General features: G+C 50.2%; 14 protein-coding genes and 2 tRNA genes. 3 read left to right on the forward strand and 13 right to left on the reverse strand.

The window, feature by feature from the left end:
* Positions 1-84: 84 nt before the first annotated feature.
* The 11 genes from phoU to KNP81_RS00230 all read right to left on the reverse strand — a co-directional run bounded on the left by phoU (position 85) and on the right by KNP81_RS00230 (position 11,076).
* Positions 85-747 carry a phosphate signaling complex protein PhoU gene (gene phoU, locus KNP81_RS00180; protein ID WP_214717372.1) on the reverse strand — a complete coding sequence of 221 codons (663 nt, stop codon included), beginning with the start codon at positions 745-747 and terminating at the stop codon, positions 85-87.
* A 15-nt stretch (positions 748-762) separates the two neighbouring features.
* Positions 763-1,524, reverse strand: a complete 762-nt coding sequence (gene pstB, locus KNP81_RS00185) for a phosphate ABC transporter ATP-binding protein PstB (protein WP_052013661.1) — start codon at positions 1,522-1,524, stop codon at positions 763-765.
* A 103-nt stretch (positions 1,525-1,627) separates the two neighbouring features.
* On the reverse strand, positions 1,628-2,539 hold the full coding sequence (pstA, locus tag KNP81_RS00190; protein ID WP_214717374.1) for a phosphate ABC transporter permease PstA: 912 nt from the start codon (positions 2,537-2,539) through the stop codon (positions 1,628-1,630).
* Between the two features lies 1 nt (position 2,540).
* Complete coding sequence (gene pstC / locus KNP81_RS00195; RefSeq protein ID WP_214717376.1) at positions 2,541-3,485, reverse strand: phosphate ABC transporter permease subunit PstC; 945 nt, start codon at positions 3,483-3,485, stop codon at positions 2,541-2,543.
* A gap of 83 nt (positions 3,486-3,568) precedes the next feature.
* Positions 3,569-4,504: a PstS family phosphate ABC transporter substrate-binding protein gene (locus KNP81_RS00200; protein ID WP_029595243.1), complete on the reverse strand. Its 936-nt coding sequence runs from the start codon at positions 4,502-4,504 to the stop codon at positions 3,569-3,571.
* Positions 4,505-4,657: 153 nt separating this feature from the next.
* Positions 4,658-6,715 (reverse strand): peptidoglycan D,D-transpeptidase FtsI family protein, encoded by a 2,058-nt coding sequence (locus tag KNP81_RS00205; protein ID WP_029595242.1) that lies wholly within the window; start codon positions 6,713-6,715, stop codon positions 4,658-4,660.
* Between the two features lie 166 nt (positions 6,716-6,881).
* Positions 6,882-7,490 (reverse strand): superoxide dismutase, encoded by a 609-nt coding sequence (locus tag KNP81_RS00210; protein ID WP_214717378.1) that lies wholly within the window; start codon positions 7,488-7,490, stop codon positions 6,882-6,884.
* A gap of 83 nt (positions 7,491-7,573) precedes the next feature.
* The gene (locus KNP81_RS00215) at positions 7,574-9,043 is read right to left on the reverse strand and encodes an alpha-amylase (protein WP_214717380.1); all 1,470 of its coding nucleotides are present in this window, start codon (positions 9,041-9,043) and stop codon (positions 7,574-7,576) included.
* A 125-nt stretch (positions 9,044-9,168) separates the two neighbouring features.
* Positions 9,169-9,242: transfer RNA gene (locus KNP81_RS00220), tRNA-Ile, on the reverse strand.
* Between the two features lie 5 nt (positions 9,243-9,247).
* Positions 9,248-9,324, reverse strand: a tRNA-Met gene (locus KNP81_RS00225).
* A 108-nt stretch (positions 9,325-9,432) separates the two neighbouring features.
* Positions 9,433-11,076 carry a Na/Pi cotransporter family protein gene (locus KNP81_RS00230; RefSeq protein ID WP_214714620.1) on the reverse strand — a complete coding sequence of 548 codons (1,644 nt, stop codon included), beginning with the start codon at positions 11,074-11,076 and terminating at the stop codon, positions 9,433-9,435.
* 180 nt (positions 11,077-11,256) lie between these two features.
* Between KNP81_RS00230 and KNP81_RS00235 the strand changes: the two genes are divergently transcribed.
* Positions 11,257-11,703: a hypothetical protein gene (locus KNP81_RS00235; RefSeq protein WP_251128648.1), complete on the forward strand. Its 447-nt coding sequence runs from the start codon at positions 11,257-11,259 to the stop codon at positions 11,701-11,703.
* A 43-nt stretch (positions 11,704-11,746) separates the two neighbouring features.
* Here the strand turns inward: KNP81_RS00235 and KNP81_RS00240 are convergent, their stop codons facing one another.
* Positions 11,747-13,432: a methyl-accepting chemotaxis protein gene (locus KNP81_RS00240; protein ID WP_214717382.1), complete on the reverse strand. Its 1,686-nt coding sequence runs from the start codon at positions 13,430-13,432 to the stop codon at positions 11,747-11,749.
* A 217-nt stretch (positions 13,433-13,649) separates the two neighbouring features.
* Here KNP81_RS00240 and ispG point away from each other — a divergent pair, with 217 nt between their 5' ends.
* Positions 13,650-14,771, forward strand: coding sequence for a flavodoxin-dependent (E)-4-hydroxy-3-methylbut-2-enyl-diphosphate synthase (gene ispG, locus KNP81_RS00245; RefSeq protein ID WP_021065716.1), 1,122 nt, complete (start codon positions 13,650-13,652; stop codon positions 14,769-14,771).
* 71 nt (positions 14,772-14,842) lie between these two features.
* A complete protein-coding gene (locus KNP81_RS00250; protein ID WP_251128806.1) occupies positions 14,843-15,424 on the forward strand; it encodes a hypothetical protein in 582 nt (193 codons plus the stop codon).
* Positions 15,425-15,475: 51 nt separating this feature from the next.
* On the opposite strand, the gene KNP81_RS00255 is transcribed toward KNP81_RS00250, so the two are convergent.
* Entirely contained in the window at positions 15,476-16,873 is a 1,398-nt protein-coding gene (locus KNP81_RS00255; RefSeq protein ID WP_214717384.1) for an NAD(P)H-hydrate dehydratase, read from the reverse strand.
* Positions 16,874-16,904 lie beyond the last annotated feature (31 nt).

Consider the following 16,904-nt stretch of genomic DNA (forward strand, 5'->3'; position numbering starts at 1 on the left):
TGTTCTACTATTCGCCTCCAACCCGTGAATTCCTGCACAAAAAAAAGTAAAGAACAACTGGTCTGTTGTTCTTTACCACTCTTCTTACTGGTTTAAATCATAATGTTTCCCTTTTTCGAGGAAAATGAGGTGTTCCCCAAAATTTGTCACGTGATCGCCCATGCGTTCTAAATAGCGTGCGATGTTCGAAAACTCATAAACATCGTTCGTCCCGACAGCCATCGTCGGCACAGATCCCATGTATTGTTTGATGACCTGCAAGTTCAAGTCATCGATGACTTTGTCCATCTCGTTCAAGTCACGCACCCGGCTGACCTCGCCTTTACGATAAGCACGAGTCGCCAGCTCGAGCATGTCAATCAATTGCTCGGCCATCTGTTTGAGCGGCTTGATATCTAACACGTACGGGACGTGCTCGATGCGCGCAACGGCTTTGGCGATGTTTGTCGCATAGTCCGCGATGCGTTCAAGGTCTGTCGCCGACTTCATCGTCACGATCAAGCGACGAAGGTCGGTCGCGACCGGTTGTTGTTTCGCAATCAACAGAATCGCCTCGTCATTGATTTCGAGCTCGAGGTCATCGAGTTCGTTATCGTTGTCGATGACCGCCTGAGCGAGTACGAGGTCATGTTTTTCAAGCACTTCGATAGCCGTAGCCGTTTGACGCATCGTCAAATTCGCCAAGCGAACGACCTTGTCTTCTAATTCGTTTAACTTCGTATCAAAAAATGTGCGATTTTGTGCCATGATTGTCTCCCCTTCTTAACCGAACCGGCCAGAAATGTAATCTTCAGTCCTTTTGTCCGTTGGATTCGAGAAGATTTTATCGGTCGCATCGAACTCAACGACTTCTCCGTTCAAGAAGAACGCCGTCTTATCCGATACACGAGCTGCTTGCTGCATGTTGTGCGTGACAATGATAATCGAGTACTGCTCTTTCAACTCTTGGACGAGCTCTTCGACTTTTAATGTCGAGATCGGGTCGAGCGCTGACGTCGGCTCATCCATGAGGATAACGTCCGGTTCGATGGCGAGTGTGCGGGCAATGCAGAGACGTTGCTGCTGTCCACCCGAGAGGCCATAGGCGTTCTCGTTCAAGCGATCTTTCACTTCATCCCAAATCGCGGCGCCGCGAAGCGAGCGCTCGACGATTTCATCGAGTACTTTTTTGTTTTTGATGCCGTGTGTACGTGGCCCGTACGCCACGTTGTCATACACCGATTTCGGGAACGGGTTCGGCTGTTGGAACACCATGCCGACCGACGTGCGAAGATCTTCGACTTTATAATCGCGGTCAAAGATGTTGCGACCATGATACAAGATTTCACCGTTCGTACGGACAGACGGCACGAGCTCTACCATCCGATTCAACGTCTTGATGAACGTCGACTTCCCGCAACCCGACGGACCGATGATGGCCGTCACTTCGTTTTTCTTGATGTCGAGGTTGACGTCGATCAACGCTTGATCGTCGCCATACCATAAATTCAAGTTGTTCACGACATAGGCACTTTCTTTTTGCATCACCGTTTCGTTCGGTTGAGTCGTCGTTGTATTCACTTCATGATCTCCTTTGAGTTCTTTTTGTTTCATCATCTCGAGAGTCCTCCTCGTTTACTGCTATGACTTAATGTCGGTTCGTGTACTTGTTACGGATATAGATGGCAGCCGAGTTCATGATGATCAACATCGTCATCAATACAATGATTCCGGCAGCGGCTAAGTTTTGGAATTCGGCTTGCGGACGGCTCGTCCAGTTGTAGATTTGAATCGGGAGCGCTGTGAAATCAGAGAACACATTGCTCGGCGTCGTCGAAATGAACGTCGCCGCTCCGACCATGATCAATGGGGCTGTTTCCCCGATTGCTCGCGATATGGCCAAGATGATTCCCGTGATAATCCCTGGAATCGCCGATGGCAAGACGACGTTGAACGTCGTCTGCCACTTCGAGGCTCCGAGTGCGAGCGACGCGTGGCGCAATTCCATCTTGACGGAACGGAGCGCTTCTTGTGACGCGACGATAACAATCGGTAAACTCATCAGCCCAAGCGTCAAGGCACCGGCCATAATCGAGTTTCCGAGTTCCATTACACGCACAAAAATCGTCAACCCGAGCAATCCGAAAACGATTGACGGAACACCAGCCAAGTTCGAAATATTCACTTCGATAAATGACGTGACACGGTTTTTTGGCGCGTACTCTTCAAGATAAATCGCGGCACCAACACCGACGATAAATACCATCGGCACTATGAGGAACATCAACCATAACGTCCCGATCAAGGCTGGATAGAGACCGGCCTGTTCCGGACGACGGGATGGGAAGTTGCGGAGGAAGTCCAAGTTCACCCAGCCGCCACCTTTAGAGACGACGTCATAAATCAACGTCGATAATACGAGCAGGGCAAAGACGAGTCCTGCTAAAAAGACGTACTTAAAGATTTCATTTAATTGGAGACGACGTTTAATCCGTTGTGAAACGGAATCACGGTCCATCAAGTTCTTCGTATTCTTGAACTCACTGTTCGGCAATGCCATATTAGTACTCCTCTCTGAAGCGGCGCGTCACCCAGTTCGCGAATAAGTTCATCACGAGCGTAAAGATGAACAACAATGCGCCGACCGCATAGATGCTATAGTATTCGATTGTTCCGTAGCCTGCATCACCTTTGGCGATTTGGACGATATAAGCCGTCATCGTTTGAATCGCGTTCAGCGGGTTGAACTCGAAGTTCGGTTGTGACCCACCCGCGATTGTTACGATCATCGTCTCACCGACGGCACGGCTCATCCCAAGGACGATTGAGGCGATAATCCCTGACAGCGCGGCCGGCATGACGACTTTGATGGCAACTTCCAAACGTGTTGCGCCAAGGCCGAGCGCACCTTCACGAATCTTTTTCGGAACGGCGCTCATCGCGTCTTCCGAAATCGATGCAATCATTGGGATAATCATAATCCCGACGACAATCCCCGGACTAAGCGCGTTATAAATCTTTAATCCAGGAATGATTGCTTGCAAGATTGGTGTGACGAACGACAAGGCGAAAAATCCAAAGACAATCGTCGGTACACCGGCGAGTACTTCAAGAATCGGCTTCAAAATCGTGCGAGCACGTTCAGACGCATATTCGCTCAAATAAATCGCTGACGCCAAACCAAGCGGTACAGCAACAATCATGGCAATGACCGTAATCTGGAGCGTTCCCATGACGAGGGCCCAGACGCCGAAACGTTGATCGGCACTAAGCGGATACCATTCCGTCGAGCCTAAAAACTCGGCGACCGGTACGCGCTCAAAAAACTTGAACAGTTCGAAACCGAGTGTGAACGCGATGCCGACCGTCGTGACGACCGAAACGAATGCGCTCAAGAATAATAAGAACGGCATGACTTTATCAAACACGTTCGTCGTACTATATTTCTTTTTCTTATTGGTTTCAATCATCTCTCGAATTGAGAACCCTTTGTTTGGTTGATTCATCTCGTGTATCGCTCCCTACCTCTTCATACTAGAAAGCACGGCGAGAAGGCGAGAGCGACTCTCACCTTCTGCCTTCTGCGCTATTATTCGCCAGCAATCTCGTCGATTACTTCAGCGTTCTCATCATATCGTGCTTGTTCCATTCCGACATACCCGACTTCTTCAGCAAGTACCGCCGCATTTTCATTCAAGAAGCGTGTGTAGTCGGCGACTTGTGGCTTGTCTTTCAATGACGCATTGTTCACGTATGTGTAAATCTCACGTGAGAGCGGGTAAGACAAATCGTTGATCGTATCAGTCGTCGGCTCGATGCCTTCGACGTTCAACGCGCGAAGCGTATCTTGGTTTTCAATATAGTATGCGTAACCGAAGAATCCGATTGCACCTTTCGTGCCGGCGACACCAGTCACGAGGACGTTGTCGTCTTCTGACAACTGTGCGTCTTCACGGATGTCCGTGTCTTCAAGGACCGCTTCGTTGAAGAAATCGAACGTACCTGAGTCTTTACCTGGTGAGAAGAATGAGATTTCTTCATCCGGCCAGTCTGAGCGAACGTCTTTCCATGTCTTCACATTTGTATCTGTCCACATCTTGTTAAGTTCTTCAATCGTGATATCTTGCGCCCAATCGTTCTCTGGGTTGACGACGAGCGAAAGACCATCGAGTGCGACAGCGAGTTGCGTGTACTCGACACCGTTCTTCTCGGCTTCAGCCGCTTCTTCTTCTTTGATTTCACGTGATGCGTTCGAGAAGTCCGTCTCGCCTGTTACGAAACGTTTGAATCCGCCACCCGTACCAGAGACACCGACCGTGACTTCAACGTCTGGCTGTTCAGCTGAATATTCTTCGGCTACGGCTTCCATGATCGGGAAGACTGTTGACGAACCGTCCATGACGACTTTACCTGAAAGTCCTTCACCGTCGGCTGCGCCGCCCTCTTCATTGTTCCCACACGCGGCACCGATAACGGCCACCGAAGTAATTGAAGCGACTAAAGCTGATTTTTTCATCCAAGACATTTCTGACGTCCTCCTTGAGTTTGCTTTGATTTATGTTGTGGCTTCGTTGTTCTGTCCTACAATTAACATCCTAATAAACTACTATTAACGAGAAATAAACGGAACGTAAAAGAATTGTAAAGACGAAAAAAAGAAGCCACCGAAGTGACTTCTTTACTGAATCTGTGCTTGGACGTCTTCTAAATCAAAATACGCCTTCATGATATCGTGCGCGACACGGGTGTTGATTCCTTCCGCCTCGAGGCCTGGCATGATGATGGCCCAGGCGATTTCCGGGTCATCATACGGCGCCCAACCGACGTGGTTCGAGTTGAGTGTCTTAATCGGTTCTCCGTTCGCATTTCGCTTCGCCTGGCCATCTGGCCCTTCCGCGATTGCCTGAGCGGTACCGGTCTTACCGGCCGCCGTGATTCCCGTCTGTTGCAGGATGCGTGACGTTCCGCTCTCAACTCCTTGCCGGAATCCTTGACGCGCCCGTTGCAGAAATTCATCGCGAATATCGACTTTATTGAGCGCGTTCGGTTGGAACGTGCTGACGACTTGCTTGTTTGACTCGTCGAGCGAGCCCGGTTCGATGATTTCTTTCAATAGATGCGGTTGAATCCGGTATCCGCCGTTCGCGAGCGTCGATGTATACTGTGCCAGCTGAATCGGCGTGTACGAGATGAACTGGCCGATCGACATATCCATGAGGAGAGTGACACGGTCCGGTACGCTACGGAATCCAATTGATTCATAAGGGAGGTCGATCCCAGTCTCGATTCCAAGTCCGAACTGCTTATAGTAATGTTCCATCGTATTGAATGCCTCGGTCACGTTCTCTCCGACGATTTGGCCGGTCGAGTAGTAATCGGCGAGCCGCAGGGCGATTTGGAACATATAGATGTTCGATGACAAGGCGAGGGCATCAAGGTCGTTGATGTTGCCCATGTTCCGGTACGACGACTTGAGTGACGAACCGATACGGATCGGCGTGTCATAAATATACTCACCCGGTTGGATGACTTCTTCTTCAAGTCCGAACGCGACCGTCGCTCCCTTGATTGTCGAGCCGATTTGACTCGCCCGCAGGACCGTCCCGGTCGAGACGTCTTTGAATTCGTTCGTTTCATAGTCGAGCTCTTGTCCCGAGAGGGCGAGCAATTCTCCCGTCTGCGGGTTCATGACGACGGCGAAGGCTCGGTCAAAGTGCGGGCTGCCCGAACGGCCGGCTCGAATCGCTTTCTTCAAAATCTCATCGATTTCTTTTTGGAATTCGATGTCCGTCGACAAGATGATGTCTTTCCCTGGGTTTCCGCTGACGCGGGTCGGTTCTCCGACCGGTTCCCCTTTATACGTCGTGAAGACGTCATAGGCTGGTGTCCCACGTAGCACGTCCTCATACTGTTGTTCGAGATAAGACGTTCCGACCCGATCATTCAAACCGTAACCTTTCGCTTGATACGAGGCGCGTTGTTCGGCCGGGATTTGACGATAACTTCCGAGGAAGCTTTGGAACGTCTCGCCGAACGGATAATCCCGTTGGTAATACGGTTCGACACTGACGCCTGGAAGCAACTCCAAGTTTTCTTCAATCAGTGCCATCTCTTTTGGAGACGCCCCGATTTTAATGACTTGTGGGTCGAGCGCATAGCCCGACTCCATGTTATGTTTGATGGCGATGATTTCTTCGGTCGCATCATCGAACGTGATTTCGGCGTCCGTGATTGAATCGAGCAACAACTGGTCGACGTCTTGGTTCGACAAGGCGGCCCGTTCCTCTTCCGATAAATCAGCCAGTAGGTTTTGGACTCGTTCTTGCGAGCGCTCCGGATCGATGGCAATCCAATAATCCTTGCGGTCCCGCTCCGTCACTTTGCGGTCCTTCTCCGGCACATCGACGATTTCCGCGAGCTTGATGGCGACTTCGAGGCGCTCTTCCGTCTTCGTCACTTGCGACCGGCGATACATGACCGAGTAGTTCGAGATGGTGTCGGCGAGCACTTGGCCGTTGCGGTCATAAATTTTACCGCGCGGTACCTCGTACTTGATTTTGCTTGATTCGGTCTTCTGAACTTCACGGGCAATCAACTCACCGTTGACGATTTGGACGACGCCTAAACGGAAAATGAGTGTCGCGAATAAGATGAAGACGATAAAGAACAATAAGTTCAATCGCAACGGAAGGTGGTTGCGCCGTTTCTTCGGCACTTTCACACGGTTTCTGGCCAATTCAGTTGTCTCCTTTCTGATTCAATTCCTTCTATAAGTATAGGTGACGTATATGTCAGTGTTATTTCTATTTTTCGACTCGATTTTCACTATATCATAATTTGTTTACAAAATAATGAAATGTAGAAAAAATCCCGAGATTCAATCGAATCCCGGGACTGTGTCATTATTTTGCGTCTGCGTAGAGCTTCGCGACGTAATCCCAGTCGATGACATGGAAGAACGCTTGAATGTAATCCGGACGACGGTTTTGGTAGTTCAAGTAGTACGCATGCTCCCAAACATCGAGACCGAGGATTGGCTGAACGCCTTCCATGATCGGTGAATCTTGGTTTGGAGTCGATGTGACTTCGAGTTTGCCGTTTTTCACGACGAGCCAAGCCCAACCAGAGCCGAAGCGTGTTGTCGCTGCTTTCGTGAACTCCTCTTTGAACGCGTCGAAGCTGCCGAACGCTTCGTCGATTGCAGAAGCGAGTTCGCCCGTCGGAGCACCTTTCTCGTTCTTCTTCAACAATTTCCAGAAGAATGAGTGGTTCCAGTGACCGCCACCGTTGTTGCGGACCGCTGTTTGAATGTCAGCAGGAAGTGAATCGAGGTTTTGAAGCAACTCTTCGAGTGAAGAGTAGTTCACGTCTTTTCCTTCGAGTGCATTGTTTACGTTCGTGACATACGTGTTGTGGTGTTTCGTGTGGTGGATTTCCATCGTGCGTGCGTCAATGTGTGGTTCAAGTGCATCGTATGCGTAATCAAGTTGTGGTAATTCAAATTTAGCCATAACTAAAATCCCCCTTAAATTGGTTTGAACAACGTTCGTTTTAAATGTAACAGATTTGTGACGGTCGACTCAATTGTAATGCTTCACTCGACGTCTTGTTCAGGTAACGCCCAAACCGAAATCGAACCTGCCGCTACTTTAAATACCCCATTTCCATCTTCATCAATCTCAACGACCTCATCGACGGTCTGTGTCAAATCGACCCATTTCTCGCCGGCACGGTGCTCGCCGACGAACATCTGTTTCTCGGCTGCTTCACTGTTCGAGATGAGGACAGCACAACCCGAACGCTCGATCTCCTCGACACCTTGACGGACCCAACCGATGACGTGTTCGTCATCGAAGTAGTCGTCCTGTTGACCGTACGCTTTCTCCCGGCGTGCATAAAGGAGCGGATCGATTGCCACTTTCTTCCCATCGGCCGGGTGCGGTCCGTTGATGCCGTAGTAGTCCCCATAGAACACACAAGGGTACCCGTCTTGGCGAAGCAAGATTAAACCGTAGGCGATTTGTTTGAACCAATCTTCGACCCATGACTCGAGTGCTTCCGCCGGTTGTGAATCGTGGTTATCGACGAACGTCACCGAGTGGAGCGGGTGGGACTGGACGAGCGTATCGTCAAAGATCGTCCGCATATCGAACGATTCCCCTTCCGTCGAGGCACGCTGCAAGTTGTAATGGAGCGGCACGTCGAACAAATCGACGTGATAATCGATGTTGTCGAGGAACTCACGGCATGCATCGAGCTCTGACTTCCAGAACTCACCGACCAAGTAGAAGTTGTTGCCTTTTTCGGCTTTCATTTTCTGGCTGAACTCTTTTACAAAATCATAGTTGATATGTTTAATGGCATCGAGTCGGAACCCGTCGCATTGCGTCTCTTCGATGAACCACTTACCCCAGCTGAGAACTTCTTCACGGACTTCTGGGTGGTGATAATCGATATTGGCGAACATCAAATAGTCATAGACACCGAACTCGTCATCGACGTTGTCGTTCCATTTTTTGTTTTCACCGAGGATGAAGAAGATACCGCTATGGTCGTTCGCAGCGTCATAATCTGTACCGTTAAAGTGATGGAAATTCCATTTGAAAGAGGAATGTTTGTCGTTTCGACCTTCGAAATCAAACTTGGTCCACCCTTCAATCTCGAACGGCTCTTCTGACAGCACTTTCGTGCGATCTTCCGGGTCAACTTCGAGCACATCGAACTTCTCGGTCGCATCAGCCCCGGCTTTATGGTTTAAGACGACATCCATATAGACTTGCATTCCAAGTTCTTGGGCATGCTTCGTCGCCTCGAGTAATTCCTCTTTTGTTCCGTATTTGGTCGCGACCGTTCCTTTTTGGTCAAACTCCCCTAAATCATACAAATCGTACACGCCATATCCCGTATCCTCGTCGCTCTGTCCTTTCGTGACAGGGGGCAACCATAATGCGGTAATTCCGACTTCCTTCAATTCAGAAGCTCGTTCTTTCAATCGCTTCCAATGTTTCTGGTCAGCCGGGACGTGCCATTCAAAAAATTGCATCATCGTATGATTTCGTTCCATCTCGCTTCGCCTCATTTCATATTTTTCAAAAAACAAAATGCTAACGGATATTTACCCAGGACTTCGAGTTTGAAAACTAAAAATGAAAACAAAAAACAGCTTTCATCAGAAAGCTGTTCACAAAATGGACCCTGTAGGACTTGAACCTACGACCGGACGGTTATGAGCCGTCTGCTCTAACCAGCTGAGCTAAGGGTCCTTTATTGGTAGCGGCGGAGGGAGTCGAACCCACGACCTCACGGGTATGAACCGTACGCTCTAGCCAGCTGAGCTACACCGCCACGTTGTTATACAGTAATAATATACTGAATGAACGCGTCACTGTCAATCAAAAGTCACATTGAACCAAAAAGTCCCTCCGTCTCAAATGAGCCGGAAGGACCGTTGGATTAGACTGTTGCTTCGTTTCTATCTTCAAGCGTGATTTCTGTGATGTTCATGGCGTGGTCACCGATTCGCTCCAAGTTCGAGAGCATATCGACGAAGAACATTCCGGCTTGGCCGTCACACTCGCCTGTATTCAAGCGGACGACGTGATTTTTACGGAACTGACGCTCCAGCATATCGAGTTTCGCTTCCATCTCGATGACTTGACGCGCTTCGACCATGTCTCCGCTCGCCAACGTTTGAAGTGACTTCTCGAGCGTGGCCCGTGTCAAATCGTACATTTCCGTCAACTCTTTCTGAGCACCGGTCGATAGTGTGACACGTGTCGCCGTCTTATAATCGATCAATTCGATAATATTCTCGACGTGGTCACCGATTCGCTCGATATCGTTGATGGCATGCATGAGTGTCTTATGTTCTTGTGATTCTTGCTCCGTCAAATCAACGGCAGCGAGTTTCACGAGGTAATCTGTGATTTTTGAGTTAAGCGAGTTGAGCGCCTCTTCAATGTGCGCTGACTTCTCGGCATGTTTCTTATCGCCAGTCGTCATGTAGTTGCGCGCTTCATCAAGGCCAAGTTTTGCGAAGTCGCCCATGCGGATGACTTCAAACTTCGCTTGTTCGACGGCAATCGATGGTGACTGTTGGATGAAGATTGGATCCAAATGCTGTGCTTTCGTATCGACGATTGAATCTTCACCAGGAACCATTTTCGTTACGATCCAAGCAATCGTTCCGATGAACCAAAACTGGATGAACGTGTTGACGACGTTGAACGTCCCGTGGGCGAAGGCGATTTGCATCTTGTCTTCAATCGCTAAAACATCTGTGATCCAGTAAATATATTGTGTGAACGGGATCAACAAGATCATGAAGATCGTCGTCCCGACAATGTTAAAGATGACGTGGGCTGCTGCCGCACGACGGGCTGCTACCGAAGCACCGATTGAAGCGAGTACCGCTGTAATCGTTGTCCCGATGTTGTCTCCGAACAAGACCGGAAGTGCCGCGTCCAAGTCGATTGATCCACCGGCATACAACTCTTGCAAAATCCCGATCGTTGCTGATGACGATTGAACGATGACGGTAAACACCGTACCGACGACGACACCGAGGAACGGGTTGTCACTCATCGATTGCGTCAAGTCGATGAAGTATTCGCTCGAACGGAGCGGCTTCATGCCGCTTCCCATAAGTTCAAGACCGTAAAACAGCATCCCGAAACCGAAGAAGATTTGACCCAAATGTTGCAATTTCTCTTTTTTAAAGAAGAAAAGAAGAATCGCACCGATAGCGATAATCGGCAACGCGTAGGCGCCGACATCGAAACCGATGATGAACGCGGTCACTGTCGTCCCGATGTTCGCCCCCATGATGACCCCGATTGCTTGACGGAGCGTCATGAACCCGGCGCTGACAAGACCGACCGTGATGACAGTCGTACCTGACGATGACTGAATCAAGACTGTTACAATGATACCAGCTAGTACTCCGAGGAACGGATTCGATGTATACTTATCAAGGATGTCACGCAGGCGGTTACCTGCTGACTTTTGGAGGCCGTCTCCCATCGATTTGATACCGAAGAGGAAGATCCCTAATCCTCCAAAAAACATGAATAACATTTCTTGCAAATTGTATTCCACGATTTTTGTACTCCTTTTGATTGTGAATTAGTTGTGTTTGCTTGGTTTTTAATGCCCTACTCATTATGCCCGCATCACCCATTCGATGTAAACAGGTTTAATGTTAAGGTTTTATTAAACCACTGTATGATTTTTGTTTGTTTTTCTAGTTTTGTACTATAACAGATTGGAGTTCCATTTATGTTCAAGACAACGATTCAGTTTATCCGCCATAGCCTTTACCCGTCCAAGCAGGCGTTACGTCTCCGCTTGGCCCCACTCCACGCCTATATGATGGCGAGTTTAGTGTTGACGTTGACCGTCACGGCACTCGATTACATCGTGTTACAACCAAATTTCTTTTGGCCGATGTGGTTGTTCTTACATGCGTTTGCGATTTTCTTCTTCTATATGGGACTCGTCGCCCTCAGTGCCCTCCTCGTCCAACTCGTCACGAAATGGCGTACGAAAAAGATGTGGCCGTATCGCCAAGCTTGGCCGTATGCGGTCGCGATGTCGCTCATTCCGACAGTCAGTCTCGTCGTCCTGTATCACGTTTCGCCGTCCGCGTCGTGGTTCGGGATTCTTCTATTATTCATTTATGTAGTCGTTCCATTATCGCTAATCCCGATTAAACGAACATCATAAAACAAGGCCGGATGAACGCTTCTATGCGCTCGTCCGGCCTTGTTTATTGGAGTGGTGCCAAATCATGCAAGACGTCGTGAAGACGTTCGCTTTGATTGCCGAGATGGGTTCCTGCCATTTGTAAAGCTCGTTGTGTATCCGTCCATTCTTCGACACCGTCTTGTAAGTCATGCAGTTTTTGCTCGAGCATCATTCCGATTTCGGTCAATTGACCATTCGCTTCCGCCATTTCAAGCAACTGCTGTCCGGTCAGCGATGTCTGTTCCGTGATCGCTTGGAATTGGCTCATTTGTTTTGTGACCTCATGATCAATTTTCTCGATCCCCGCTTCGACATTACGCAATGCCGCCCCTAATGATTTAATGTCGGATTCGAAGCGTTCCATTTCCATGAACACTTCGCTTAGTTCTTGCCGAATGGCTTCAATCGTAGCCACAGCGGATAACGTCGATTCGTTCGTTATTTTCGCCAACTGTCCGACTTCGCTGGCGACAACGGCAAATCCTTTACCATGTTCACCGGCACGTGCTGCTTCAATCGAGGCGTTGAGCGCTAACATTTTCGTCGCAGCCGCGACAGAAAGGATTTTCTTTAGCGCATCATCCGCTCGCTCTGATGTCGCCTCGCTGTCTAATAATCGTTGCTGGACCGCTGCCGCTTTGATGGCAAACGATTCACTCGCTCCTTTGACGCTCGAGAACGATTCCATTTCTGACGCAATCGTTCGATTTAGTAACTCTGTCCGTTGATCGATTGCAGCGATATCTTTTTCGAATGAACGAACGTGGGCAGCGATATCGGTAAACCGATGGGTCGACTCGGTCGTGAACGACTGGTAAGACTGACTTGTCAGCGCGACCGTGGCCGCTACTTCCTTAAAGCCCACGATTTGCTGTTCATTCGCCTCCAGTTGTCTTCTGAACAGCGGCAAGCTTGATTCGAATGCTGTTGACGTCTCGGTCATCGTCACGAGCGAGCGCGTCCATAATCCAATTAACGTATTGTATGCCTGCTCTAGACTTCGCATTTCAATTGAGTTGGCGTCTAATGTGACTGCTGTGAATGAGCGCGTCGCCACCGACTCACGCAATCGTTCGGCAAACTGCGTCAACGGCTTGACCTCATGACGAATCATGACGGCAAACAAGCCAATCATGAACACGAGCATACTGATCAGGCCAACGAAGACGATTTCTCGTAGTGCCCACATCGAACCGAGTACCGACTGTTTCGTCACAACAATGATGTAATGAGCCTGAAGTTCAGGAATCGGCGTCGCAACGATAAACTCATCATGTTGATCACTGACACTCACGTCTTCCACTAAAATCTCATCTAGGCGATTGCTAAACCGGTCTTCAACTTTTTTCCCGCTCAATTTTTCGATATTATCATTGGTCACCAAATACTGACTCGCTTCGAGTCCGTCTGCAGCTAGGATCGAAGCCTGTTGCATATACGTCGACTTTAAAGAACGGGTTAACATCTTTTCGTTCGCGACATACGCCCCATACGTCGTCTTGATTGTCTCCCGCATCACAGTCGCTTCTCGATGCAACCGTTTTTCGATTTCGTCGGTCATCAACTGTTCGGCTTTCATGGCGAACCAACCGAATACAATTGAAAATGATATGAGCATGATTGGCATCAACGTCCAAGTCAACCGACTTGCCATCGTCCACTCGTTTCGACGCTTCATCCTCTTCAATCGTTTAAATCGCTTCAACATCCTTCATTCCACCTCTTCACACGTCATTTCATTGAATATATCGGTCTTCAGACGGTGGAAAATTATGAAGCATCTGTTAAGATAACGTTAGCGTTTCGTAAGAGCACACCGATCAAGCGCTTGCTGGGTGCTTTTTCACAAACATTTCGTTATGATAATAAGGAAACCACTCATCTGAAATCGATTGGAACCTTTCCAAAAGAAGGAGATTACGTATATGTCAGAAATTTTGCATCGTTCATTAACCCGTCCGATCCGTGTCGGCAACCTCATCATCGGTGGATCCAATGAAGTCGTCATCCAGTCAATGACGACAACAAAAACTCATGACGTCGAAGCAACCGTCGCTGAGATTTTACGTCTCGAAGAAGCGGGTTGCCAAGTCGTCCGCGTCGCTTGTCCTGACGAGCGTGCGGCTGACGCCCTCGCTGAAATCAAGAGCCGCATCAATATCCCGCTCGTCGTCGATATTCACTTTGACTATAAACTGGCGCTCAAAGCCATCGAGAGCGGTGTAGATAAGATCCGCATCAACCCGGGTAACATCGGTCGCCGCGAGAAAGTTGAAGCGGTCGTCAACGCTGCTAAAGCAAAAGGTATCCCGATTCGAATCGGTGTCAACGCCGGCTCGCTCGAAAAGCAGTTTCTCGAGAAATATGGTTACCCGACGGCCCAAGGGATGGTCGAGAGTGCCATGCACCACGTCAAGATTTTGGAAGATCTCGGCTTCTATAACACGATCATCTCGCTCAAGGCGTCTGACGTAAACCTCGCCCTCGAAGCATACACGCTCGCGGCCAAGACGTTTGACTACCCGCTCCACGTCGGGATCACCGAGTCGGGTCCTCTCTTCTCAGGCTCACTCAAGTCAGCAGCTGGCCTCGGTGCGATTCTCTCGCTCGGTATCGGTTCGACGGTCCGCGTCTCGTTATCGGACGATCCGGTCGAAGAAATCAAAGTTGCCAAAGAAGTGCTCAAATCGTTTGGTCTCGCGGCTAACGCAGCGACACTCATCTCATGCCCAACATGTGGTCGCATTGAGATCGACTTGATTTCAATCGCTAAAGAAGTCGAGGAGTATATCCAAAACATCAACGTCAACATTAAAGTTGCCGTCCTCGGCTGTGCAGTAAACGGACCTGGGGAAGCTCGTGAAGCTGATATCGGGATCGCCGGCGCCCGCAACGAAGGCCTTCTCTTCCGTCACGGGAAAATCATCCGGAAAGTACCGGAAGCCACGATGGTCGAAGAATTGAAAAAAGAAATCGACGCCATCGTCGCCGAAAAATTGGCCGCACGTGAACTTGAAGAGCAAGAGCTCGCCAACCAATCTAACTAATCCTTTGCCCGCTCGGTTGCAACCGAGCGGGCTTTTGGTACAATAAGGGTTATGAGCAAGGAGGGACGAATATGCACATTGGAATTGACCTCGACGGAACCGTCACGGATCCGCAAAGTTGTTTTCATTATATGAACGATGCGCTCGGATACGCCATCGATTATCATCAGGCGACCGAATACGAGCTGCATACTTATACAGATATGACACAAGAAGCGTTTTGGCGCTTCATGATTGAACAAGGTCATGAGGAAGCGATTTATCGTCGCTCACTTCCGCATTCCGAAGTGAACGCCGTCTTATGGAATATGCGCAAGTCGCACCGCCTCCATTACGTCACGGCCCGCAGCGAAGCCGTCCGCGCCGTCACCGAGGAGTGGATTCGGCAGCATGAACTCCCACTCGACTCGCTCATCATGACAGGGAGCCATGACAAGGTCGGCGTCGTCAAACAGCTCGAACTCGACCTATTCATGGAGGACCGTTATGAGAACGCGATCTCGATCCATGAACAGACGACCATCCCGGTCCTATTGTTCGACGCGCCGTATAATCGCAAACCGTTACCGGATGGGGTGAAACGGATCACATCTTGGAACGAGGCGCTCCACATCGTCAATCGCTTCGAGACGACCAAGTCCATCACCATTTAAAAAAAGCCCCATATACGTTGGATAGGAATATCCACTGTATACAGGGCTTTTTTATATGTGTCCGATTGCTTCGATGACGTCTGTTGCGAGGACACTCGCCGGATGCATCTGCCGACTCGCGGCTTGTGCCGCCAAGGCGTGCCATAGGACGGCTTGTTCGTTCGGGGACGACTCGGTGTCAATTCGGTCCGTCCGCGCCCAGAGCGCGAGCAACATTCCGGTCAACACGTCGCCGCTCCCTCCTTTCGAGAGCGCCGCGGCTTGAATCGTATTGACCGCTCCCGTCCCGTCTGGTTTGACAATGAGCGTATGCGTCCCTTTCAAGATGAGGTGAATCCCATGTTGCCGTGCGAAGTCTGACGCGATACGGAACCGGTCCGCTTCAATCTCGGCGACGGACCGTCCCGTCAAGCGAGCGAACTCTCCCGGGTGCGACGTCAACGTGAGAGGACCTTCCGCTGCGAGATGTTCCGTCGTCAAGGCGCCCGCATCGACGATGAGCGGTTTCGATTGACGACTGACGGTTTGCCATAAACGGTCCGACCGTTCATCGTCGACGAGACCTGGCCCAATCGCCGTAGCTGCATACTCCTTGTCCGGCAACTCATCGATGCCATAATACATCGCCTCAGGTAAACTCGATGCCATGATGTGCGCCTCCGATGGGATGGCCAAGTCCAGTAAGCCAATGCCAGTCCGTAACGCCGCCCGGGCCGCCAAGAACGGGGCTCCAATCAAATGACGGCTCCCGCCAATCAAACATCCATGCCCATATCGATTCTTATGACCGTACGGGTCGCGCTCGAGCAAATCCCGGTCAAAGTCTGACTCCGTCAACACGCGCCATTCAGACGTGTGAGGCAGTCCGATATCGACTACCTCGACCGTCCCATAATATGGGGCCGTCTGTGTTAAAAAGGCACTCCGCTTATAGCCGTGTAGCGAAAACGTCGTATCCGCCTTAACCGCATGTCCGTCAAATTCTGACGCCTCATCACTCGGGACACCGGACGGCACATCGATCGCCATGACCGGCGCCGACTGTTCACGCATCCAAGTGATGACGTCCCTCGCCTTTCCGGTGACCGGACCACGGAATCCGACCCCGAACAAGGCGTCGACGACATAATCGGCGTCTCGGGGCTCCTCGACGATGGTGACGAAACGGCGCGCATACGCCGCATGCCGTTCCCCTTCCGAAGACTTCGGTTCGCCAAATGGGGCATAGACAAAGACGTCACACCCTCGCTGTGCCGATTCTCGAGCCACGACCCAGCCGTCCCCACCGTTATTGCCGGCGCCGCAGATGACGAGCACCGACGAGCGTGGCCGGAAGGTCAGACGGGCCGCCACGGCCGATGCTGCCCGTTCCATTAACACGTCGGCCGGCATCCCTTGCCGGAGCGCCGTCGTATCGGCTTGTTTGGTTTCGGCTGCGGTGTAAATCATCTCGACTCCCCCTCTCTTGATTCGACAAAAA

This window comes from Exiguobacterium sp. s149 (assembly GCF_018618395.1).
Lineage (GTDB): Bacteria > Bacillota > Bacilli > Exiguobacteriales > Exiguobacteriaceae > Exiguobacterium > Exiguobacterium chiriqhucha.